The organism is Rhodococcus sp. Chr-9 (genome assembly GCF_000801125.1).
Taxonomy (GTDB): Bacteria; Actinomycetota; Actinomycetes; order Mycobacteriales; family Mycobacteriaceae; genus Rhodococcus; species Rhodococcus pyridinivorans.
Window position 1 is genome coordinate 1 of the sequence record NZ_JTIZ01000024.1, and the last position, 20,721, is coordinate 20,721.

18 protein-coding genes and 1 tRNA gene are annotated in these 20,721 nt (G+C 67.4%); 10 read left to right on the forward strand and 9 right to left on the reverse strand.

What is annotated here, in order from left to right; translation table 11 throughout:
- Positions 1-50: 50 nt before the first annotated feature.
- The gene (locus QR64_RS25425) at positions 51-461 is read left to right on the forward strand and encodes a helix-turn-helix domain-containing protein (RefSeq protein ID WP_084222266.1); all 411 of its coding nucleotides are present in this window, start codon (positions 51-53) and stop codon (positions 459-461) included.
- A gap of 100 nt (positions 462-561) precedes the next feature.
- Entirely contained in the window at positions 562-2,250 is a 1,689-nt protein-coding gene (locus QR64_RS28780) for a recombinase family protein (RefSeq protein WP_411908071.1), read from the forward strand.
- Here QR64_RS28780 and QR64_RS02800 read toward each other — a convergent pair.
- Positions 2,207-2,283 (reverse strand) — tRNA-Leu (locus QR64_RS02800). The two genes, QR64_RS28780 and QR64_RS02800, sit on opposite strands and share 44 nt — an antisense overlap.
- 107 nt (positions 2,284-2,390) lie before the next feature.
- On the opposite strand from QR64_RS02800, the gene QR64_RS02805 reads away from it, so the two are divergent.
- Both QR64_RS02805 and QR64_RS02810 read left to right on the forward strand, forming a co-directional pair.
- Positions 2,391-3,005, forward strand: a complete 615-nt coding sequence (locus tag QR64_RS02805; RefSeq protein ID WP_006554018.1) for an ANTAR domain-containing response regulator — start codon at positions 2,391-2,393, stop codon at positions 3,003-3,005.
- Between the two features lie 185 nt (positions 3,006-3,190).
- Positions 3,191-4,522, forward strand: coding sequence for an ABC transporter substrate-binding protein (locus tag QR64_RS02810; RefSeq protein ID WP_006554017.1), 1,332 nt, complete (start codon positions 3,191-3,193; stop codon positions 4,520-4,522).
- A 40-nt stretch (positions 4,523-4,562) separates the two neighbouring features.
- Here QR64_RS02810 and QR64_RS02815 read toward each other — a convergent pair whose 3' ends face one another.
- From QR64_RS02815 to QR64_RS02830, 4 genes are read right to left on the reverse strand one after another with little or no spacing between them, the layout of a single operon-like run.
- Positions 4,563-5,387, reverse strand: a complete 825-nt coding sequence (locus QR64_RS02815) for an ABC transporter ATP-binding protein (protein ID WP_006554016.1) — start codon at positions 5,385-5,387, stop codon at positions 4,563-4,565.
- Positions 5,384-6,418, reverse strand: coding sequence for an ABC transporter ATP-binding protein (locus QR64_RS02820; RefSeq protein ID WP_039583995.1), 1,035 nt, complete (start codon positions 6,416-6,418; stop codon positions 5,384-5,386). Before QR64_RS02820 ends, QR64_RS02815 begins: the two co-directional genes overlap by 4 nt.
- On the reverse strand, positions 6,411-7,400 hold the full coding sequence (locus QR64_RS02825) for a branched-chain amino acid ABC transporter permease (protein ID WP_006554014.1): 990 nt from the start codon (positions 7,398-7,400) through the stop codon (positions 6,411-6,413). The genes QR64_RS02820 and QR64_RS02825 overlap by 8 nt, the downstream gene beginning before the upstream one ends.
- A gap of 3 nt (positions 7,401-7,403) precedes the next feature.
- Positions 7,404-8,774: a branched-chain amino acid ABC transporter permease gene (locus QR64_RS02830; protein ID WP_019289672.1), complete on the reverse strand. Its 1,371-nt coding sequence runs from the start codon at positions 8,772-8,774 to the stop codon at positions 7,404-7,406.
- Between the two features lie 255 nt (positions 8,775-9,029).
- Here QR64_RS02830 and polA point away from each other — a divergent pair, with 255 nt between their 5' ends.
- Positions 9,030-11,753 carry a DNA polymerase I gene (gene polA, locus QR64_RS02835; RefSeq protein ID WP_024101177.1) on the forward strand — a complete coding sequence of 908 codons (2,724 nt, stop codon included), beginning with the start codon at positions 9,030-9,032 and terminating at the stop codon, positions 11,751-11,753.
- Between the two features lie 128 nt (positions 11,754-11,881).
- Here polA and trxA read toward each other — a convergent pair whose 3' ends face one another.
- The 3 genes from trxA to QR64_RS02850 form a co-directional block, all read right to left on the reverse strand.
- Entirely contained in the window at positions 11,882-12,253 is a 372-nt protein-coding gene (gene trxA, locus QR64_RS02840) for a thioredoxin (RefSeq protein WP_006554011.1), read from the reverse strand.
- 163 nt (positions 12,254-12,416) lie between these two features.
- Complete coding sequence (locus QR64_RS02845) at positions 12,417-13,424, reverse strand: GlxA family transcriptional regulator (protein ID WP_197483237.1); 1,008 nt, start codon at positions 13,422-13,424, stop codon at positions 12,417-12,419.
- Positions 13,425-13,657: 233 nt separating this feature from the next.
- The gene (locus QR64_RS02850) at positions 13,658-14,176 is read right to left on the reverse strand and encodes a 2'-5' RNA ligase family protein (protein ID WP_039583997.1); all 519 of its coding nucleotides are present in this window, start codon (positions 14,174-14,176) and stop codon (positions 13,658-13,660) included.
- 19 nt (positions 14,177-14,195) lie between these two features.
- Here QR64_RS02850 and QR64_RS02855 point away from each other — a divergent pair, with 19 nt between their 5' ends.
- The 4 genes from QR64_RS02855 (at position 14,196) to QR64_RS02870 (ending at position 18,030) form a co-directional block, all read left to right on the forward strand.
- Entirely contained in the window at positions 14,196-15,281 is a 1,086-nt protein-coding gene (locus tag QR64_RS02855; protein ID WP_039583998.1) for an isocitrate/isopropylmalate dehydrogenase family protein, read from the forward strand.
- A gap of 108 nt (positions 15,282-15,389) precedes the next feature.
- Positions 15,390-16,262, forward strand: a complete 873-nt coding sequence (locus QR64_RS02860) for an ABC transporter substrate-binding protein (RefSeq protein WP_170318567.1) — start codon at positions 15,390-15,392, stop codon at positions 16,260-16,262.
- Between the two features lie 11 nt (positions 16,263-16,273).
- A complete protein-coding gene (locus QR64_RS02865; protein ID WP_006554006.1) occupies positions 16,274-17,260 on the forward strand; it encodes an amino acid ABC transporter permease in 987 nt (328 codons plus the stop codon).
- On the forward strand, positions 17,257-18,030 hold the full coding sequence (locus QR64_RS02870) for an amino acid ABC transporter ATP-binding protein (protein WP_019289663.1): 774 nt from the start codon (positions 17,257-17,259) through the stop codon (positions 18,028-18,030). Before QR64_RS02865 ends, QR64_RS02870 begins: the two co-directional genes overlap by 4 nt.
- A 7-nt stretch (positions 18,031-18,037) precedes the next feature.
- Here QR64_RS02870 and QR64_RS02875 read toward each other — a convergent pair whose 3' ends face one another.
- A complete protein-coding gene (locus QR64_RS02875) occupies positions 18,038-18,946 on the reverse strand; it encodes a class I SAM-dependent methyltransferase (protein ID WP_006554004.1) in 909 nt (302 codons plus the stop codon).
- 219 nt (positions 18,947-19,165) lie between these two features.
- Here QR64_RS02875 and rpsA point away from each other — a divergent pair, with 219 nt between their 5' ends.
- A complete protein-coding gene (rpsA, locus tag QR64_RS02880) occupies positions 19,166-20,626 on the forward strand; it encodes a 30S ribosomal protein S1 (protein ID WP_006554003.1) in 1,461 nt (486 codons plus the stop codon).
- The last annotated feature ends 95 nt before the right edge of the window (positions 20,627-20,721 follow it).

Consider the following 20,721-nt stretch of genomic DNA (forward strand, 5'->3'; position numbering starts at 1 on the left):
GAGACCGCTCAGGCCGGCACGCGGTCCGCGCGAAAGATTGAGGTTAAATAATGACAAGCAACGCTATTCAATCGGCCGCCGATAATTCTCTCGGCAGCCTCATTCACGATGCGCGACTAAATGCAGGCTTCACGTTCCGCGCACTCTCGGAGGCTTCCGGCGTCGCACAGGGTCAGATATCCAAGCTGGAGAAAGGTCAGGTACTGAAGGTCAATCCGGCGCACATTGCGGCACTCGCCGAACCGCTCGGGCTATCGCTGTACAGCATGTACGCCGCCGCCGGCTACAAAACGCCCGCATCGCTCTCGCAGCTCGGTGACGACCTCGAAGAGAAGATCCGCCGGCTGCCACCGGACGCGGTCGCCCGCCTGGAGCGCTACGTCGAACGCCTGCTGGACACGACCACGACCGAACTTGCACCGGCATCCCTGTACGACATCGATCCGGCGACCAGCAGCTAGCCCAGCTCGGGCAGAAAGGAGGAACAGGGACATGACAAACCACACCACGACCGGTCCGCAGATCGCCGTCTCGTACCTGCGCGTCTCGACCACGAGACAGATGGACACCGGCGCTGACGTCGACGCCGAAGGCAACTCGATTGCCACCCAGCGTGAGGCCAACAACGCCAAGGCCGCTCGGATGGGCGCCCTGATCGAGAAGGAGTTCGTCGAGCCGGGCGCATCGGCGCAGACCATCGACAAGCGGCCGGTCTTCAATCAATTACTCGCCTACCTCGGCGAACATCCGGATGTCTCGCTGGTGATCATCTACATGCGCTCGCGCGCCTTCCGCAACCTCGGCGACGCGGTCATCACCAAACGACGGCTCGAAGCGATGGGCGTCAAACTGGTCTCCGCCAAAGAAGACTTCGGCGAGGGCATCATGGCCGACGCCATGGAAGCAGTCACCGACATCATCAACGAGGTCCAGGTGCGGATGTCCGGAGAGGACATCAAGGTCAAGATGCGGCACAAGGCGCAGATGGGCGGCACCAACGGCCGCGCTCCGATTGGTTACCGCAACGTGCGCATCGAACACGACGGGCGGCAGGTCAACGGCATCGCCGTCGACGAGGAACGTGCACCGCTGATCAAGCAAGCCTTCGAAATGTATGCCACCGGCGACTACTCTATCGACCGCCTCCAAGAAACCATGGCCGACCTCGGGCTCCGGGCTCGCCCGCAGGGACGCGGCGGCGCAAAGGAACTGTCACGATCACACCTGCACCGGATGCTGAGCGACCCGTACTACATCGGCATCGTCCGCTACAAGGGCGAAATCTTCCCGGGTCGACACCAGCCGATCATCCCCGCCGACCTGTTCGAGCGCGTCCAGAAGGTCATCGAAGACCGCTCCGCCCGAGGACAACGTGACCGCGTGCTCTACCACTACCTCAAGGGCCTGCTGTACTGCGAGCGCTGCCGCGTCAACGGTCGCATCTCGAGACTGGTCTACACCGAGGCGAAAGGCAACGGCGGCAACTACGCCTACTACCTGTGTCTGGCCCGCCAACGCGGTGAATGCAATCTCCCGCATCTGCCGGTGCTCGACGTTGAGTGGTACGTCCTCGACCACTACGCCAAGCTCGGACTGCCACCGGAGTTCCTGGACTACATTCGCGAGGCCATCGACGTCGCGATGGCTGATGCGCAGGCTCGTGTCCGTGACCTGTACACCGCCTACTGCAAGAAGCTCGACAAGCTCGCCCAGCAGGAGGAGCGACTGATCGATCTCGCCTCGGACGGTGAGCTCGCGGCCGACAAGATCCGCGCACGGCTGCGCAAGATCCAGGTCGAACGCACCCGCGCGCAGCAGGGCCTCGACGACACCGGCGACCAACTCGAACTCGGTGCCCGCAAGCTCCAGCAATACCTCGACCTGCTCGACGACCCGCAGTCGCTCTACCTGCGCGCGCCCGAGGATGGACGACGCGACCTCAACACCGCCAGCTTCAGCAAGCTCTGGCTCGACGACGGCGGTGTCGTCACCGACGAACTCACACCAGCCATCCATGAGCTGCGCGACGCAGCACATGCGTTCACACGCTGGCAAGACGCCGACACGGAGGCCAGTGACGTCGAAGCACTGCACGTCTCTGACGTGCTGAAAAACCAAAAACTCCCCGGAGATTCCGGGGAGTCTGGATTGAACCATCGGTTCCGGCTCGCCGACATGTTCCGTGTCGGTTCGAGTAAGAACGTTTTGGTGCCCCCGGTGAGACTCGAACTCACACTGGACGGGTTTTGAATCCGTTTCCTCTGCCAATTGGGATACGGGGGCGTTGCGGACACCACTGTAGAGGATCGGGCGAAGCGGGCGCGCACCGGTACCCTTCTTACGTTCCACCCTGCACCGGGGACCGCCAGTACCGAGGGGAAGGCCCGACCATGACCTCCGCGCCGCACGACAGCACACCAACTCCTCGTCGGGTCGTCGTAGCGGAAGACGAGGCCCTGATCAGGCTCGATCTCGTCGAAATGCTGCGCGAGGAGGGCTACGAGGTGGTCGGTGAGGCCGGCGACGGACAGCGTGCCGTCGAACTCGCCGAGGAACTCCGGCCCGACCTGGTGATCATGGACGTCAAGATGCCGCGCCGCGACGGCATTGACGCCGCCTCGGAGATCGCACAGCGGCGCATCGCCCCTGTGGTCATTCTCACAGCCTTCAGTCAGCGCGAGCTCGTCGAACGCGCCCGCGACGCAGGCGCCATGGCGTATCTCGTCAAGCCGTTCTCGAAGAGCGATCTCGTGCCCGCCATCGAGGTGGCCGTCAGCCGCTTCTCCGAGCTGCGCGAGCTCGAGCGGGAGGTGCAAGGGCTCAACGAGCGATTCGAGACCCGCAAGCTCGTCGACCGGGCCAAGGGGCTGCTCATGGAGAAGCATGCGATGACCGAACCGGAGGCGTTCCGCTGGATCCAGCGCGCCGCGATGGACCGCCGCACCACCATGAAGCAGGTCGCGGTGGTCGTCCTCGAGACCCTCGGAAGCGACACCGCCGGCTAGCCGCGCGAACCGGTTTCGAGTGCTCACGGCGCCCGACGCGTTACCGCCACATCAAATCTCCGCCCCGCAGATAACGGTCGTATCACAAGGATTTCGGCCGGGTTCGCGGGGTGCTTCCGACCGCTATGTTTCGACCACATCCGGAATCCGCCGGATGCGGTGTCAGGCGTTCGAAGGAGAGTTGAATGGCAAGACGGACTCTGGTCCGCGCCGTAGCGGTACTCGGTGCTGCGACGCTCGCCCTCACCGGGTGTGGTTCGGACAGCGACGATTCGGCATCCGGTACGTCGGCCGGTGACGAGGGGGCGGCGGCCGCGACGACCGTCGAGACCGACTGCGAACCACAGCAGGCCACAGCAGGGGCGACTCCCGCCACGGGACCGCTGAAGATCGGCACGATTCTCCCCGAGACCGGCAGTCTCGCCTTCCTCGGACCGCCCGAGGTCGCTGCCGTCCGGCTCGCCGTCGACGACATCAACGCCGCGGGCGGTGTTCTCGACCAGGCGGTCGAACTGTTCCCGGGCGATTCCGGGGACACGACGACCGACACCGCGAACACCACCGTCGATCGGCATCTCGCCAACGGCACCCAGGTGATCGTCGGCGCCGCCTCGTCGTCGGTCTCGCTCAAGGTGATCGACAAGATCGTCAGTGCCGGCGTGGTGCAGTTCTCGCCGGCGAACACCTCCGACCAGTTCGTCTGCTACGCCGACCGCGGGTTGTACTTCCGCACCGCCCCGACCGACGTGCTCCAGGCGCAGGCGCTCGCGCAGCTGATCGCCGAGGACGGGGCGCAGCGCGTGTCGATCCTGGCGCTGAACGATCCGTACGGCACCGGCCTCGCCGAGAACACCGTGACCAACCTCGTCGACGCCGGTATCCCGGAGGACCAGATCCAGAAGATCATCTACGACCCCAACGCGCAGTCGTTCAACGCGGAGGTCGACCAGGTGGCCAACTTCGCACCGGATGCTGTGGCACTCATCGGCTTCGAGGAGTCGGCGAAGATCATCACCCGCATGCACGAGGTGGGCATCGGCCCGTCCGACGGCATGGCGGTCTTCGGTGTCGACGGCAACATGGGGAACGCGCTGGGCGAGAACGTCGCCGAAGGACTGCTCGACGGCATGGCCGGCACCACGCCGCTGACCGACACCGGCGAGGAGTTCCAGCAGCGACTGCTCGGCGTCGATCCGGGCCTGATCGACTTCAACTACGCCGGAGAGTCCTACGACGCCGTGATCGTCTCGGCGCTGGCCGCGGAACAGGCAGGGTCGACCGCCGGGGTGGACATCGCCGCGAACATCAACTCGGTGACCCGCGACGGGGAGAAGTGCACCAGCTACCAGCAGTGCCTCGACCTGCTCCGTGCGGATCAGGACATCGACTACGACGGTGCCACCGGCGAACTCACCTTCGTGGATGCGGGCGAACCCGGCGTGGGCTCGTACGGCCGACTCGTGTTCGGTCCCGACAACACCCTGACCACCGAGGACTACATCGTGGTGGGTGAGTGACCCGCCGGTCGTGAGCGAAGGGGTGATCGCCGGTAGGCGGTCACCCCTTCCGCTTCTCCCGGCTGCCGGCGAGAGTGCCGAGATACAGTTCGACGACCTTCGGGTCGTGCATGAGATTGCTGCCGGTGTCGGTGTACGCGTTGCGGCCCTGGTCGAGAACGTATCCGCGATCGCAGATCTGCAGGCAGCGACGCGCGTTCTGCTCGACCATGATGATCGACACCCCCGCCGCGTTGATCTTCTTGCAGCGGATGAAGACCTCGTCCTGGAACATCGGCGACAGTCCCGCCGACGGCTCGTCGAGGAGCAGCACCGACGGCTCCATCATCAGCGCGCGGCCCATCGCGACCATCTGCCGCTCACCACCGGAGAGCGCTCCCGCCTTGACCTTCCGGCGCTCGGACAGCAACGGGAACAACGACGCCACCCGCTCGAACTGCTTCTCGAAGTCCTTCGGACGCAGATAGATCCCCATCTCGAGGTTCTCCTCGATGGTCAGTGAGGGAAACACGTTCTGCGTCTGCGGCACGTAGCCGATCCCCTTGCGCACCAGGATGTGTGCGGGCGCCGAGGTGATCTCGTCCCCGCCGAGCGTGACGGTGCCGCTGCGGATGGGGATGAGGCCGAACAACGCCTTGAGCAGGGTCGACTTGCCGGCTCCGTTCGGGCCGATGATGCCCACGATCTCACCGTCGCGCAGGTAGAAGTTGCAACCGCGCAGAATATCGACCCCGGGGAAGTAACCGGCCACGAGATCGTCGGCGCGCAGGAGAGCTCCGGTCGCCAGGCGCGCATGTTCCTCCGGGGTCGCGGCACGTTCCGCCGGCGTCGTCCCGGTGAGTGCAGGAGTGATGTTGTCGCTCACGGCTTCTCCAGGGTCGTGGCCGTCGCGTCGGTCGACGCCGAATCGGGATCGGACAGGTCGCCTCCGGCCTCGAGGGTCTGCGCTTCCGCGTCCGCGAGGGCGTCGGCGAGTTCGGCGGTCGCGCCCACGGGATTGCCCTCGTCGTCGAATTCGAGTGCCTGGTCGTGGTGACTGCCGAGATAGGCGTCGACCACGGCCGGATCGGACGACAGGGCGTCCGGCGGTGCCTCCGCGATCACCGAACCCTGCGCCATCACCACGACCCAGTCGGAGATGTCGCGGATGACGTCCATGTCGTGCTCGACGAATACCACGGTCGTCCCGTCGTCGCGCAGGGTCTTGATGTGTCCCAGCAGATTCTGCGTGAGCGCCGGATTGACGCCGGCCATCGGCTCGTCGAGCATGACGACGGTCGGTTCGGTCATCAGCGCACGGGCCATCTCGAGCAGTTTGCGTTGACCGCCGGACAGTGAACCGGCGAAGTCGTCGGCCTTCGCGGCCAGACCGAAACGGTGGAGCAGTTCGTATGCGCGCGCGGTGATCTCGCGTTCCTGGCGGCGCCACGTCCACGGCAGCAGTGCACCGGCCATGCGCTCGCCGGTCTGGTGCCGGGCGCCGAGGCGGACGTTGTCGAGGACCGTCATCTTCGACAGCGCCTTGGTGAGCTGGAAGGTGCGCACGATCCCGCGCCGCGCCACCTGATGGGGATGGAGCCGGCCGAGCGGGACGCCGTCCATCGCCCAGGTGCCGGTGTCGGGCCGGTCGAAGCCCGTGAGGAGATTGAAGAGGGTGGTCTTGCCGGCGCCGTTCGGGCCGATCAGGCCGGTGATGCACGAGCGCTGGATCTCGAGGTGGGCCACGTCCACGGCCTTGAGCCCTCCGAATGTGCGGCACAGATCGTCGACGACGAGGATCGGGTCGGGTTTGGCGGCGCCGGGGGCGCGGTCGACGCCGGCGAACAGTGCGGCGCGTTCGTCCGCGCCGAGGACCGTGCGCGGTGGTGTCGGGTCGGGTCGGATCGTGTCAGGCATCGAGTTGCACCTTCCGCTTGCTTCCCAGGATGCCTTGTGGCCTGAAAACCATCATCACCGCGATGAGGATGCCGAGCAGCACGTACCGCATCGCGCCGACCTGTTGTTCGGTGAGCGGGAGCAGCGGGTCGGGTCCGGCGATCGCCTGACGCAGGAAGGCATCCGGGAGGGTGAGCAGGAACCAGAACACCATGGCGCCGAGCACCGGTCCGAAGACCGTTCCCGCACCCCCGAGGATCAGCGCGCCGAACGCGAAGAAGGTCTGCGCGGTCGAGTAGAAGTCGGGGTTGATCGACTTGGTCTGCAGAGCGTTGAAGACGCCGCCGAGACCGCCGATCATGCCGCCGAGTACCAGGGCCTGCATCTTGTAGGCGAAGACGTTCTTGCCGAGCGCGCGGGCAGCGTCCTCGTCCTCACGCACCGCCTCGAGGACCCGCCCCCACGGACTGTGGGAGAGGAGGTAGACCAGCCCGCACAGCAACAGCACGAGGGTCCAGCCGACGACCATCGCCCACAGGTCGTCGCCGTAGAACCGCATACCGAGCAGGTTGTACTGGCGACTCGAATCGAACGGGCTCAGGGACGTGAACGGGTCGGCGAAACCCCACAGGCCGCGGGTCGATCCGGTCACCGAGTCGGACGCGGTCGAGCGGAACATCAGCCGCAGGATCTCCGCCGCGGCGATCGTCGCGATGGCGAGATAGTCGGCCCGCAACCGCAGGGTGGGGATGCCGAGGACGAGCGCGAGCAGACCTGCCAGTGCGAGGCCGACGAGGATGCCCACCCACAACGGCTGGTCGTAGGTGACGGTCATGATGCCCACGCCGTAACCGCCCAGGAGGGCGAAACCGATCTGCCCGAAGTTCAGCAGCCCTGCATAGCCGTAGTGCAGGTTCAGGCCGATCGCGAGCAGTGCGTAGAAGATCGCCGACGGGCCGATGAGCTGGGCGAAGGAAACCTGGAGTACCGACACGATATCCATGGGTCAACCGATCCTTGTCCGACTGCCGAGGATGCCCTGGGGGCGGATGACCAGGATGACGATGAGTACGAGCAGACCGCCGATGTACTTCAGGTCCGGGTTGATCACGAGGGTGGACAACTGGACCAGCAGTCCCACCACGACGCAGCCGACCAGTGCACCGTAGGCGGTGCCGAGGCCGCCGAGGATGATGCCGGCGAACATCAGCAGGAGCAGCTTGAAGCCCATCTCCCACTGCACGCGCCCGCCGAGTTCCGACAGGCCGAACAGCACCCCGCCGAGCGCGGCGAGCCCGCCACCGAGACCCCACACGAAGCGGATGACGTGTTCGACGTCGATCCCCGACGATGCCGCGAGGTCGCGGTTGTCGGCCACCGCGCGCATCGCCTTGCCGATCCGGGTGCGCTGCAGCAGCAGGGCGACCCCGACGAGCACCACCAGGCTGATCACGATGCACGCGAGGTTGACCGGGGTGATCGCGATCGGCCCCCACACCAGTTGCTGCTGTGCCTGGTAGTCGTCGAACGGCTGGGTGCGGTCGGAGTAGAAGGCCAGGATGAGATAGCGCAACGAGATCGCGAGGCCGATCGACACCACCAGCTGGGCGATCAGGCCCGTGTGGCGGCGCCGGAGCGGAGCCCAGATGAGTGCGTTGTTGAGCAGGCCGATGATGACGCCGACGATCACCGCCAGGATCGTGGCCGGTATCAGCTGGACACCGAGGGTGACATTGAAGATCCACGCCGCGACCGCCCCGAGGGTGACCAGCTCGCCGTGGGCGAAGTTCGTCAGGCCGGTCGTGCCGAAGATCAGACTCAGGCCCACTCCGGCGATCGCGATGACCAAACCGAAACGCAGACCGTCGACGATCGTGCGCACCAGCGTCTCGCCCCACGCGACCGTCGAACCGCTACGCGCCTCCCCGAACGAGAAAATCACCGTGTTCGCCCGTCCCGGAGCGACATCGCGGGTCACCGAGGTCTGGACGGTGACGTCGTCGGGCAGGCTCTCGGTGTCGACCTCGAAGACGTACGTGCCCGGCGGAACGGTGAGTTCCCAGCGCCCACCGTCGGCGGACTCCGTCTCGGTGACCACCTCGCCGCTCTCGGTGGTCGCACGGACGACGACACCGTCGAGTCGTTCGCCGGCATTGTTGAGCGTTCCGCGGACGGTCACCCCCTCCGCGGATTCCTCGTCGGGTGCGGCCGGTGCCGTGTTCGCGGGCGGTGAGGGTGGGTCCGGCGGATCCTGGGCGGAGGAGAGGCCGGCGCCGACGAGGACGAACAGGACACTCGCGAGCGTGACGAGTGCGGCGCGGACCGATCGGTGGAGGGTCGAGGTCGGTCGTCGCCGACATCCCGAGGTAGGGGCCACGCAGGTCCTCCCGGTGGGTGCGCTGTCATCGAGCGCGGCACTGCGCCCGGGGCATCATCGTCAACCTCGATGACGCCGGACTACGGTGTCGTGACAGGGGACTCTAGCGGCTGGATCGCACGTCCACGGGAAAAATTGGATCACCCGGACGTTTCGGTCTCGTTTCTTCGGACAACGAGTGTTCGCACATACCGGAGAGGTGCTGGTCGGGCGGTGTGGCCGACGCTGTCGTCCTCGGTCCCTAGACTGGCACGCGTGACCCGTGCATCCACTTCCGCGACGTCCACCGCGGCCACCGACGACCGCCCGACCCTGCTGCTCCTCGACGGCCATTCCCTCGCGTTCCGCGCGTTCTACGCGCTGCCCGCCGAGAACTTCAAGACCCACAGCGGGCAGACCACGAACGCGGTCTACGGGTTCACCTCCATGCTCATCAACCTGCTGCGCGACGAGCAGCCCACGCACGTCGCGGCGGCATTCGACGTCAGCCGCAAGACCTTCCGTGCCGAACTGTTCGCCGCCTACAAGGCCCAGCGCAGCGCCGCACCCGACGACTTCAAGGGGCAGATCGACCTCACCAAGGACGTCCTCGGCGCGATGGGGATCCCGGTGATGGCGATCGAGGGCTACGAGGCCGACGACATCATCGCCACGCTCGCGACGCAGGCGCACGCCCAGGGCTTCCGGGTGCTCGTGGTGACCGGCGACCGCGACGCGCTCCAACTCGTCAACGGCGACATCACGGTGCTGTATCCGCGGCGCGGCGTCTCCGACCTGACGCGCTTCACCCCCGACGCGGTGGAGGAGAAGTACGGACTCACCCCCCAGCAGTATCCGGACTTCGCGGCGCTGCGCGGCGACCCGAGCGACAACCTGCCCGGCATCCCCGGCGTAGGCGAGAAGACCGCCGCGAAATGGATCCGCGAGTACGGAAGCCTGAGCGGACTCGTCGACCGCGTCGACGAGGTGCGCGGCAAGACCGGCGACGCGCTGCGCGAGAACCTGTCCAACGTGTTGCTCAACCGCCAGCTCACCGAGATGGTGCGCGACGTGGCCGTGCCGTACACCCCCGAACAACTCGCCCTCGCCCCGTGGGACCGCGACCGCATCCACCGCCTGTTCGACGACCTCGAGTTCAAGGTGCTGCGCGACCGGCTGTTCGAGACGCTCTCGTCGGCCGAGCCCGAGGCCGAGGAGGGCTTCGAGGTGCGCGGCGGGATCGTCGAGCCGGGTGCCCTCGGCGACTGGCTCGCCGAGCACGCCCCGGCGGGTCGACGTCATGGCCTCGCCGTGGTGGGCACCGGCACTCCCTACGGAGGCGACGCGACCGCGATCGCCGTCGCCGGGGCCGACGGTGAAGGCGCCTATGTGAGCACGGTGGCGCTCACGCCCGAGGACGAGAACGCCCTCGCCGCATGGCTCGCGAACCCCGCAGTGGAGAAGGCCGTGCACGAGGCGAAGTTCGCCATCCACGCGCTGCGCGGACGCGGCTGGACGCTCGCCGGCATCACCAGCGACACCGCGCTCGCCGCCTATCTGGTGCGGCCCGGCCAGCGCTCGTTCAAGCTCGACGACCTGTCGCTGCGCTACCTCAAGCGTGAGCTGCGAGTGGAAGACACCGGCGCGCAACAACTCTCGTTGCTCGACGACGAGGACGCCGCCGACGCGCAAGCGGCCGAGGCGCAGATCCTCGCGGCGCGCGCCGTCGTCGACCTCGCCGCGGCCCTCGACACCGAACTCGGCGAGATCGAATCGGTGCGCCTGCTCACCGAGATGGAACTGCCCCTGCTCGAGGTCCTCGCAGAACTCGAGGCCACCGGCATCGCCGTCGACTCGGCGCACCTGCACGACCTGCAGTCCGAATTCGCGGCCCAGGTCGCCGCCGCCGCGAACGCCGCCTACGAGGTGATCGGCAAGCAGATCAACCTCGGCTCGCCGAAACAGTTGCAGGTGGTGCTGTTCGACGAGCTCGAGATGCCGAAGACGAAGAAGACCAAGACCGGCTACACCACCGACGCGGATGCCTTGCAGAACCTGTTCGACAAGACGGGCCATCCCTTCCTCGAACACCTGCTCGCGCACCGTGAGCACACCAAGATGAAGACCACCGTCGACGGACTCATCAAGTCCATCGCCGACGACGGTCGCATCCACACCACCTTCAACCAGACCGTCGCGGCGACGGGCCGGCTCTCGTCGACCGAGCCGAACCTGCAGAACATTCCGGTGCGGACCGAGGCCGGTCGCCGGATCCGCGACGGTTTCGTGGTGGGCGACGGATTCGACGTGCTGCTCACCGCCGACTACAGCCAGATCGAGATGCGCATCATGGCGCACCTGTCGGCCGACGAGGGGCTCATCGAGGCATTCCGTACGGGCGAGGACCTGCACACCTTCGTGGCGTCGCGGGCGTTCGGGCTGCCGCTCGAGGAGGTCACCCCGGAGCTGCGTCGCCGCGTCAAGGCGATGTCCTACGGTCTCGCCTACGGGTTGAGCGCCTACGGTCTCGCCCAGCAGCTGAAGATCTCCACCGACGAGGCCCGCGAGCAGATGGAGGCCTACTTCACCCGCTTCGGCGGCGTGCGCGACTACCTCTACAACGTGGTCGAGGAGGCCCGCAAGGTCGGCTACACGTCCACCCTCTACGGCCGCCGCCGGTACCTGCCCGACCTCAACAGCGACAACCGGCAGCGCCGGGAGATCGCCGAGCGCGCCGCGCTCAACGCCCCCATCCAGGGCACGGCCGCCGACATCATCAAGGTCGCGATGATCGACGTGCAGAAGGCGCTCAGCGAGGCCGGACTGCGGTCGCGGATGCTGCTGCAGGTGCATGACGAACTCGTGCTCGAAGTGGTCGAGGCCGAGCGCGAACAGGTCGAGGCGCTCGTGCGCGACAAGATGGACTCCGTCATCGAATTGTCGGTGCCGCTCGAGGTCTCGGTCGGTTACGGCCGCAGCTGGGACGCCGCGGCGCACTGAGTCGCGGGGACACCGAGGCGCGGGGACACCGAGTCGCAGGGACACCGGCCGCAGGTACACACACCGTACGTACGACGGCGCCCGCCCCCGGATCACCGGGGACGGGCGCCGTCGACGCGACGAGTGGGTCAGCTCTGCTCGGCGCGAGCCTCCGCGATCTGCTTGCGCACATCGTCCATGTCGAGGTTCTTGACCTGCGAGACGAGATCCTCGAGAGCGGCGGGCGGAAGAGCACCGGCCTGGTTGTAGACGAGGATGCCTTCGCGGAACGCCATGATCGTGGGGATCGAGCGGATGTTCGCCGCCGCCGCGATGGCCTGCTCGGCCTCGGTGTCGACCTTCGCGTGCACGACGTCGGGATGCTTGTCCGACGATGCCTCGAAGGTGGGCGCGAACTGCTTGCAGGGGCCGCACCAGTCGGCCCAGAAGTCCACGAGCACGATGTCATTGCTCGTGACGACCTCGTCGAAGTCCTGCTGGGTGAGAGCCTTGGTTGCCACGGAAATCCTTTCGGTCGGGCGTGTCGACGGGTCCAACATCCGGCCGCCGCTGTTTCTTCCCGTTCGTTCCCGCCGTCACGCGTCGTGACGGGGTTCCTTCCGCCACGCTACGTGACGTGTCCGATCCGGGGGTGTCGTCGGGAGGTGCCGATCGAGGGACGCGTCACACGCCGACCGGTTCGACGGACCGCCGGAAGGTCCGTCGGTAGGCCTGCGGAGTGGTCTGCCGCAGGCGCAGGAAATGCTGGCGCAGCACCGCAGCGGTGCCGAAACCGACGCGGTCGGCCACCACGTCGATCGGAAGGTCGGTCTCCTCGAGCAGGCGTTGCGCGGCCAGGACCCGCTGATCGCGGAGCCAGCGCGCGGGCGTGACCCCAACCTCGGCGACGAACCGCCGCGCGAAGGTCCGCGCCGACATGTGCGCCTTCTGCGCCAGTGCGGCCACCGGGAGTTCCCGGTCGAGGTGCTCGCTCATCCAGTCGAGCAACGGCGCGAGCGACTCGTCCTTGCATTCGGGCAGTGGCATCGCGACGTACTGGGCCTGCCCACCGTCGCGGTGCGGTGGCACCACCATGCGCCGGGCGATCGTGTTGGCGACCTGGGCTCCCTGGGCGGAGCGGACGATGTGCAGGCACAGGTCGATGCCGGCCGCGGTGCCTGCGGCGGTGAGGACCGGATGGTCGTCGACGTAGAGCACGTCCCGGTCGACCTGCGCCGTCGGATAGGTTCGGGCGAGACGGTCGGCGTGCATCCAGTGGGTCGTGCAGCGACGCCTGTCGAGCAACCCGGCCGCACCGAGGACGAACGCCCCGGTGCACATGCTCGCCACGCGCGCGCCGCGGTCGACGGCGGCCCGCAGTTTCGCGAACAACGGTTCGAGGCGCCCGTCGTCGAGCGCGATGCCGTCGCTGTTCACCGCTGGCAGGAGAATCAGGTCGGCGTCGTCGAGGAGATCGAGCCTGTGAGGCACCTCGATGGTGTAGCCGAAGCGGGTGCGCACCGGATCGGAGGTCGCGGCGACGAGGTGGAAGTCGTAGGTCGGCAGGCCGTCGTCGGAGCGGTCGAAGCCGAACACCTCGCACGCCACGCCGAGTTCGAAGGTCTCGACGTAGGGGAGGACGGGGACGACCACCTTCTCGAGCCGGCCGGTGGTTCCAGGTGTTCCGGACACGCAACCCAGTGTGACACCGTGGTGGCAGAAAAACGATGTTCTCCGACGGCTCTGCCACTGTCGGGTGGGACCCCGGCGCGGCAGGCTCGAAGCATGATCCTGCTGGTCCTCGTACTTCTGGCGGTCTTTCTCCTCCTCGACGTGCTGGCCCTCACCGGACGCACGCCCGACACCCATATGGAAGTGACGCAGTTCGGCGACTACCGTTTCTGAACGGCGCACCGTCCCGCTGCTCAGGTGAGCAGCCACTCCCGCTTGGCTTCGCCGTCCCAGCGCCGCACTCCTGCACTCGATCCGGTCAGCTGCCGCTCCGGCGTCTGCGCCGCCAGGACCGCGGTACCGATGCGCGCGGCCGGCACCCGCCGTGCGAGGGTGACGTGCGGCGTCCACTCGCCCGGCCGGATGTGTGCGGGGATGCCGGGGCATTCCGAGAGCACCTCGAACACCCGCGCCTGGAATTCGAGCAGTTCGATCGACGGCACGACCGTGCGGGCGAGCGTCGCGTACCGGCCACCGAAGATCACCACGCCACCGAGCCGGAGGGTGATCCGCCGGACCGTGATGGTGGCCCGCAGCGCGTCCTCGAGTTCGTCCGGCAGGGCATGGGCGACGAACAGCGTCACGTGCGGACGGTTGGATTCGGAACGGACGCGTCCCTGACTGTGCAGGCCGGCGTCGAGCAGCCGGGTCCACTCGTCGCGCACCGCCGTGTCGAGCGGGGCGTCGAGGAGGAGTTCCACCGACTGGACCACGGTAGGCAATGATGACCGGGTGACCGACGACACCGCAACGCTTCAGACCCATCGCATCGGACTTCTCGAGGGGGACGGCATCGGTCCCGAGATCGTGCCGGCGACCCGCAGGATCGTCGACACCGCCGTCGCGGCAGCCGGGGTCGCGGTCGACTGGGTGCCGATGCCCGTCGGTGCCTCCGCGATCGAGACGCACGGCAGCCCGCTGCCGCAGGTCACCCTCGACACCCTCGCCGAGGTCGACGCGTGGATCCTCGGCCCGCACGACAGCGCCTCGTACCCACCCGAGTTCCGGGGTCAGCTCACTCCGGGCGGTCGGATCCGCAAGCACTTCGACCTGTACGCGAACATCCGGCCGGCGTGCGCACTGCCGGGAGCGGCGTCGGTGTCACCGAAGATGGATCTCGTCGTCGTCCGGGAGAACACCGAGGGTTTCTACGCCGACCGGAACATGGCCGTCGGCAGCGGCGAGTTCATGCCCACACCCGACATCGCACTCGCGGTCGGAGTGATCACCCGCGCCGCCTGTGAACGCATCGCGCACACCGCCTTCGACCTCGCGTCGCGTCGCCGCAAGCGCGTGACCATCGTGCACAAGGCCAACGTGCTCGCCAGCACGACCGGCCTGTTCCGGGACGTGTGCCAGGAAGTGGGTCGTCTCTACCCGAGCGTCACTGTCGACGACCAGCACGTCGACGCGATGGCCGCGCTGCTCGTCCGCCGCGGCGCCGAGTTCGACGTGATCGTGACGGAGAACATGTTCGGCGACATCCTGTCCGACCTCGCCGCCGAACTGTCCGGCTCGCTCGGTACCGCGGCGTCGATCAACGCGTCGCGCACCAAGGCCATGGCCCAGGCCGCGCACGGCGCCGCACCCGACATCGCCGGGCAGGGCCGCGCCAACCCGATCGCGCTGATCCTCTCCGCCGCCATGCTTCTCGACCGTGTCGGTGCACGCGCGGACATCGAATTCTCCGCGGCCGCCCGCGCCATCGAGGACGCCGTGCGCGCGACCGTCGCGGCGGGTGTCGCGACCGCCGACCTCGGTGGCACCGCGTCGACGGACGAGTTCACCGCCGCCGTCATCGCCCGCCTCGAAGCCTGAGCTTCGGGTTTGCATTCGGACCCCTCCCTGGTTGGATACTGTGCGACTGTGAATCGAGCAGTGCACACCCGCCGCGTGACCTCGTGGGGGCGTCGTCATGTCCGGACCCTGAGCAGGCTGGCGGCGGGAGCGGCGGTGCTTGCCTTCGCGACCGGGTGCGTGGTGAACAGCGAATCGACCGTGCCGCCCGGCGACCGAGTCACCGTCGAGAAGGTCGACGCCATCGCGAGGCAGTTGCCGCCCGACATCGCCGACGGCGGCACCCTCGAGGTCGGGGTGAACGTCCCGTACGCCCCCAACGAGTTCAAGGACGACGACGGCACCATCGTCGGCTTCGGCGTCGAACTCGTCCACGCCCTCGGCGACGTCCTCGGACTCGAGGCGGTGCTCAACGAAGCCGACTTCGACCGGATCATCCCGGCCGTCCAGGCGGGCACCTTCGAGATGGGCTCGTCGTCGTTCACCGACACGAAGGAACGCGAGGAATCGGTCGACTTCGTCACCTACTACAGCGCCGGAGTGCAGTGGGCGCAGCGCACCGGCGAATCCGTCGACCCCGACAACGCGTGCGGACTGCGGGTGGCGGTACAGACCACCACCATCGAGGACCTCGAGGAGGTCCCCGCGAAGAGCGAGGAATGCGTCGCCCGCGGGCTGCCGCCCATCGACAAGGTCAAGTACGACAGCCAGGACGAGGCTGCCAATGCCCTCATCCTCGGCCGGGTGGACGCACTGTCCGCCGACTCGCCGGTCACGGCGTACGTCATCGCCCGCAGCGAGGAACGACTCGAACCGGCCGGTGAGGTCTTCGACGCCGCGCCCTACGGATTCGTCGTCGCGAAGGGGTCGCCGTTCGGTCCCGTACTGCAGCAGGCAGTGCAGTACCTCATCGATTCCGGTGCGTACGACGAGATCACCGCGCGCTGGGGCATGGAGGACGGCGCGATCACCGCCTCGCAGATCAACGGCGCGACGAGCTGAGAAAGGGAACCATGAGCGAGTCCACGTCCGCGAGATCCGCGGAACCGCGACCGGACGACCCGGAGCCGATACGCGCAGTACCCCTGCGACATCCCGGACGATGGATCTCCGGCGCGATCGTCCTGATCGCACTCGGGTTGTTCGCCTGGGGAGCGGCCACCAACGAGGCCTACCGCTGGGACATCTACGCCCGGTACCTGTTCGACGCCCGCATCACCGCAGCCGCGTGGAAGACCGTGCAGCTGACGGTGCTCGCCATGGCCATCGCCGTCGTCCTCGGCGTGGTGCTCGCGGTGATGCGTCTGTCCCCGAATCCCGTGCTGCGTTCCGTCGCGTGGCTGTACCTGTGGGTCTTCCGCGGTACCCCGGTGTACGTCCAACTCGTGCTGTGGGGACTGTTCCCGTCGATCTACAAGCAGATCGACCTCGGGATCCCGTTCGTCCACCAGTTCGTCCACATCGACGTGCAGGGTCTGAACGCGGCGTTCCTGTTCGCCGTCATCGGCCTGGCACTCAACGAGGCGGCCTACATGGCGGAGATCGTGCGCGCCGGCATCACCTCCGTGCCCGAGGGGCAGCTGGAGGCGTCCACGGCGCTCGGCATGTCGTGGTCGCAGACCATCCGCCGCACCGTCCTGCCGCAGGCGATGCGGGTCATCATCCCGCCGACCGGCAACGAGCTGATCAGCATGCTCAAGACCACCTCGCTGGTCGCCGCCGTGCCCTACAGCCTCGAGCTGTACGGCCGTGCCCGCGACATCTCGGGTGCGAACTTCCAGCCGATCCCGCTGCTGCTCGTCGCCGCGACCTGGTACCTGGCGATCACCAGCCTGCTCATGATCGGCCAGTACTACCTCGAGCGGCACTACTCGAAGGGCCTGAGCCGGCAGCTCACGGCCCGTCAGCTGCAGGCACTCGCCGACGCACAGAACGTACCGGTCGCCGAGGCCGGCAAGCCGACGCCGAAGCCCGGCGCACCGGGGGAGGAACACATATGACGTCCGTCGAGACGCCGATGGTGCGGGCCGACCGGGTCTGCAAGAGTTTCGGCGCCGTCAAGGTGCTCAAGGGCATCTCGCTCGAGGTGGGGCGCGGCCAGGTGACCTGCCTGATCGGTCCGTCCGGATCCGGCAAGTCGACCTTCCTGCGGTGCATCAACCACCTCGAACGCGTCGACGCCGGTCGCCTGTACGTCGACGGCGATCTCGTCGGTTACGCCGAACGGGGTTCGAAACTGTACGAACTGCACCCGCGGGCCGCCGCGAAGCAGCGCCGCGACATCGGCATGGTGTTCCAGCACTTCAACCTGTTCCCGCACCGCACCGTGCTCGAGAACATCATCGAGGCGCCGATCCTCGTGAAGAAGCTCAAGCGTGACGAGGCGGTGGAGAAGGCCCGGGACCTGCTCGCGCGGGTCGGGCTGGCCGACAAGGTCGACGCCTATCCCGCGCAGCTCTCGGGCGGCCAGCAGCAGCGCGTCGCGATCGCCCGCGCGCTCGCCATGGATCCCAAGCTCATGCTGTTCGACGAGCCCACCTCGGCCCTCGACCCCGAACTCGTCGGCGAGGTGCTCGCGGTGATGCGCGATCTCGCCGACGGCGGCATGACGATGGTCGTCGTCACGCACGAGATGGGCTTCGCGCGGGAGGTCGCCGATCAGCTCGTGTTCATGGACAGCGGCGTGGTCGTCGAGGCCGGTGATCCCCGCCAGGTGCTGGCCGACCCGAAGGAGAGCCGGACCCGGGAGTTCCTGTCCCGGCTGCTGTGAGTCGGGATCAGGTGGGTTTGCGGCTGCAGAAGATGGCGGTGCCCGGGAAGATCGAACCGCGCAGCGGGCTCCACTGTCCCCACTCGCGGTCGAGATGCTCGGGCCACTCGGGTTCGACGATGTCGTAGACCTCGAGGCCGGCGGCGACGAGTTCGCGCACCCGGTCGCCCACGGTGCGGTGGTGCTCGGCGTAGGTCGCCCGGCCCGTCGCGTCCACCTCGACGTAGGGGGTCCGGTCGAAATACGGGAACATCGCGACCAGGCCCTGTTCGCCCGGATCGTCGGGGAAGATCCACCGCATCGGGTGGTTCACGGAGAACACCCACCGTCCGCCGGGTCGCAGCACCCGCGCCACTTCGCGCATCACCCGGGCGGAATCGGCGACGAAGGGCACCGCGCCGAACGCCGAGCACACGATGTCGAAGCTTCCGTCGGCGAACGGCAGGTTCTCGGCGCCGGCCTGTACGAGCGGAACCGTCGGGCCGGAACCGGTCATCGCCGCGCGTCCGCGCTGCAGCATCCCCATGGAGATGTCCAGCCCGACCGCCCGCGCACCCTGCCCGGCGATCCAGCGGGCGCACGGCGCCGAACCGCACCCGAGTTCGAGGACGTCGCGTCCGGCAACCGGGCCGAGCAACTGCACATCGCCCTCGTGCAGGCCCTCCGGGCACCACACGAACTCCCCGGCGGCCGAGTCCACGCCCAGGAACTCGCCGTGCGTGCGGTGGTAGTCGTCGGTGTCGGCGTCCCACCAGACCCGGTTCGCGCGTTCGCTCTCGAGGGAGCCGAGGCGGGTCCGGGTGGGTCGGGTCTCGCCGAGGATCGTCTCGGCGTCCGCGTGCCGCGCGGCCTCGTCGTCGGTTCCCTCCGGGACGCCCGAAAGGTCTGGAAAAGGGGGGTTCGCGGAGCCCGGCATGGGTGTGAGCCTATCGGGTGCGGGGGAGCGGTCCCGATATCGGTTTGCCCGGGTCCCCTCGAAGCGCGTAGCCTGGTGATCGCGAGTGTCCGCAGTTCGGCCCCAGGCTCGAACGAGGAACTCGCCGTGACTCGCACATCGCCGTATCGCAGTGGGTGTTTCACGTGCCCGACCGAATTTGACCAACCGACTATCAACCCGTCCGGAGCAACTCAACACATGGCCTCCACCACCGTCACCTCGCCGCAGGTAGCCGTCAACGACATCGGCTCCGCCGAGGATTTCCTCGCCGCCATCGACGCCACGATCAAGTACTTCAACGATGGCGACATCGTCGAGGGCACCATCGTCAAGGTCGACCGCGACGAGGTGCTGCTCGACATCGGTTACAAGACCGAAGGCGTCATCCCGTCCCGCGAGCTCTCCATCAAGCACGATGTCGACCCCAACGAGGTCGTGTCGGTGGGCGATGAGGTCGAGGCTCTTGTTCTCACCAAGGAGGACAAGGAAGGCCGTCTGATCCTGTCCAAGAAGCGTGCCCAGTACGAGCGCGCCTGGGGCACGATCGAGGAGCTCAAGGAGAAGGACGAGGCCGTCAAGGGCACCGTCATCGAGGTCGTCAAGGGCGGCCTGATCCTCGACATCGGCCTGCGTGGCTTCCTGCCCGCGTCGCTCGTCGAGATGCGACGCGTCCGCGACCTCCAGCCTTACGTCGGCAAGGAGATCGAGGCCAAGATCATCGAGCTCGACAAGAACCGCAACAACGTGGTCCTGTCGCGCCGCGCATGGCTCGAGCAGACCCAGTCCGAGGTTCGCAGCGAGTTCCTGCACCAGCTCCAGAAGGGCCAGGTCCGCAAGGGCGTCGTGTCCTCCATCGTCAATTTCGGCGCCTTCGTCGATCTCGGCGGTGTCGACGGCCTCGTGCACGTCTCCGAGCTGTCCTGGAAGCACATCGATCACCCGTCCGAGGTCGTCGAGGTCGGCACCGAGGTCACCGTCGAGGTTCTCGACGTCGATCTCGACCGCGAGCGCGTCTCCCTGTCGCTCAAGGCGACGCAGGAAGATCCGTGGCGCCAGTTCGCCCGCACCCACGCGATCGGTCAGATCGTGCCGGGTAAGGTCACCAAGCTCGTTCCGTTCGGCGCGTTCGTCCGCGTCGAGGAGGGCATCGAGGGCCTCGTCCACATCTCCGAGCTGGCCGAGCGCCACGTCGAGGTCCCGGACCAGGTCGTTGCTGTCGGCGACGACGCGATGGTCAAGGTCATCGACATCGACCTCGAGCGTCGTCGTATCTCGCTGTCGCTGAAGCAGGCGAACGAGGACTACACGGCCGAGTTCGACCCGTCGAAGTACGGCATGGCCGACAGCTACGACGAGCAGGGCAACTACATCTTCCCCGAGGGCTTCGATCCCGAGACCAACGAATGGCTCGAGGGCTACGAGAAGCAGCGTGAGGAGTGGGAGTCCCGCTACGCGGAGGCCGAGCGTCGCCACAAGATGCACACCGCTCAGATCGAGAAGATGGCTGCCGACGAGGCCGCCGAGGCCGCGGCCGGCGTGTCCGGTAGCAACTACTCCTCCGAGTCGGGTGCCGAGGCGGCTCCGGAGACCACCGGTGGATCGCTCGCGAGCGACGCCCAGCTCGCCGCTCTGCGCGAGAAGCTGTCGGGTAACGCCTGATACAGCGCTTCGACGGACGACCCCGCACTGTTCGGTGCGGGGTCGTCCGCGTTCCGGGGGTCATTGTTGCTGTGGCACAAGGGCTCCCGGGCCAC

Coding starts and splice junctions, on each gene's coding strand:
- QR64_RS25425 (WP_084222266.1), top strand. CDS start 51: ATGACAAGCAACGCTATTCAATCGGCCGCCGATAATTCTCTCGGCAGC.
- QR64_RS28780 (WP_411908071.1), top strand. CDS start 562: ATGGACACCGGCGCTGACGTCGACGCCGAAGGCAACTCGATTGCCACC.
- QR64_RS02805 (WP_006554018.1), top strand. CDS start 2,391: ATGACCTCCGCGCCGCACGACAGCACACCAACTCCTCGTCGGGTCGTC.
- QR64_RS02810 (WP_006554017.1), top strand. CDS start 3,191: ATGGCAAGACGGACTCTGGTCCGCGCCGTAGCGGTACTCGGTGCTGCG.
- QR64_RS02820 (WP_039583995.1), bottom strand. CDS start 6,418: ATGCCTGACACGATCCGACCCGACCCGACACCACCGCGCACGGTCCTC.
- QR64_RS02825 (WP_006554014.1), bottom strand. CDS start 7,400: ATGGATATCGTGTCGGTACTCCAGGTTTCCTTCGCCCAGCTCATCGGC.
- QR64_RS02865 (WP_006554006.1), top strand. CDS start 16,274: ATGAGCGAGTCCACGTCCGCGAGATCCGCGGAACCGCGACCGGACGAC.
- QR64_RS02870 (WP_019289663.1), top strand. CDS start 17,257: ATGACGTCCGTCGAGACGCCGATGGTGCGGGCCGACCGGGTCTGCAAG.
- QR64_RS02875 (WP_006554004.1), bottom strand. CDS start 18,946: ATGCCGGGCTCCGCGAACCCCCCTTTTCCAGACCTTTCGGGCGTCCCG.
- rpsA (WP_006554003.1), top strand. CDS start 19,166: ATGGCCTCCACCACCGTCACCTCGCCGCAGGTAGCCGTCAACGACATC.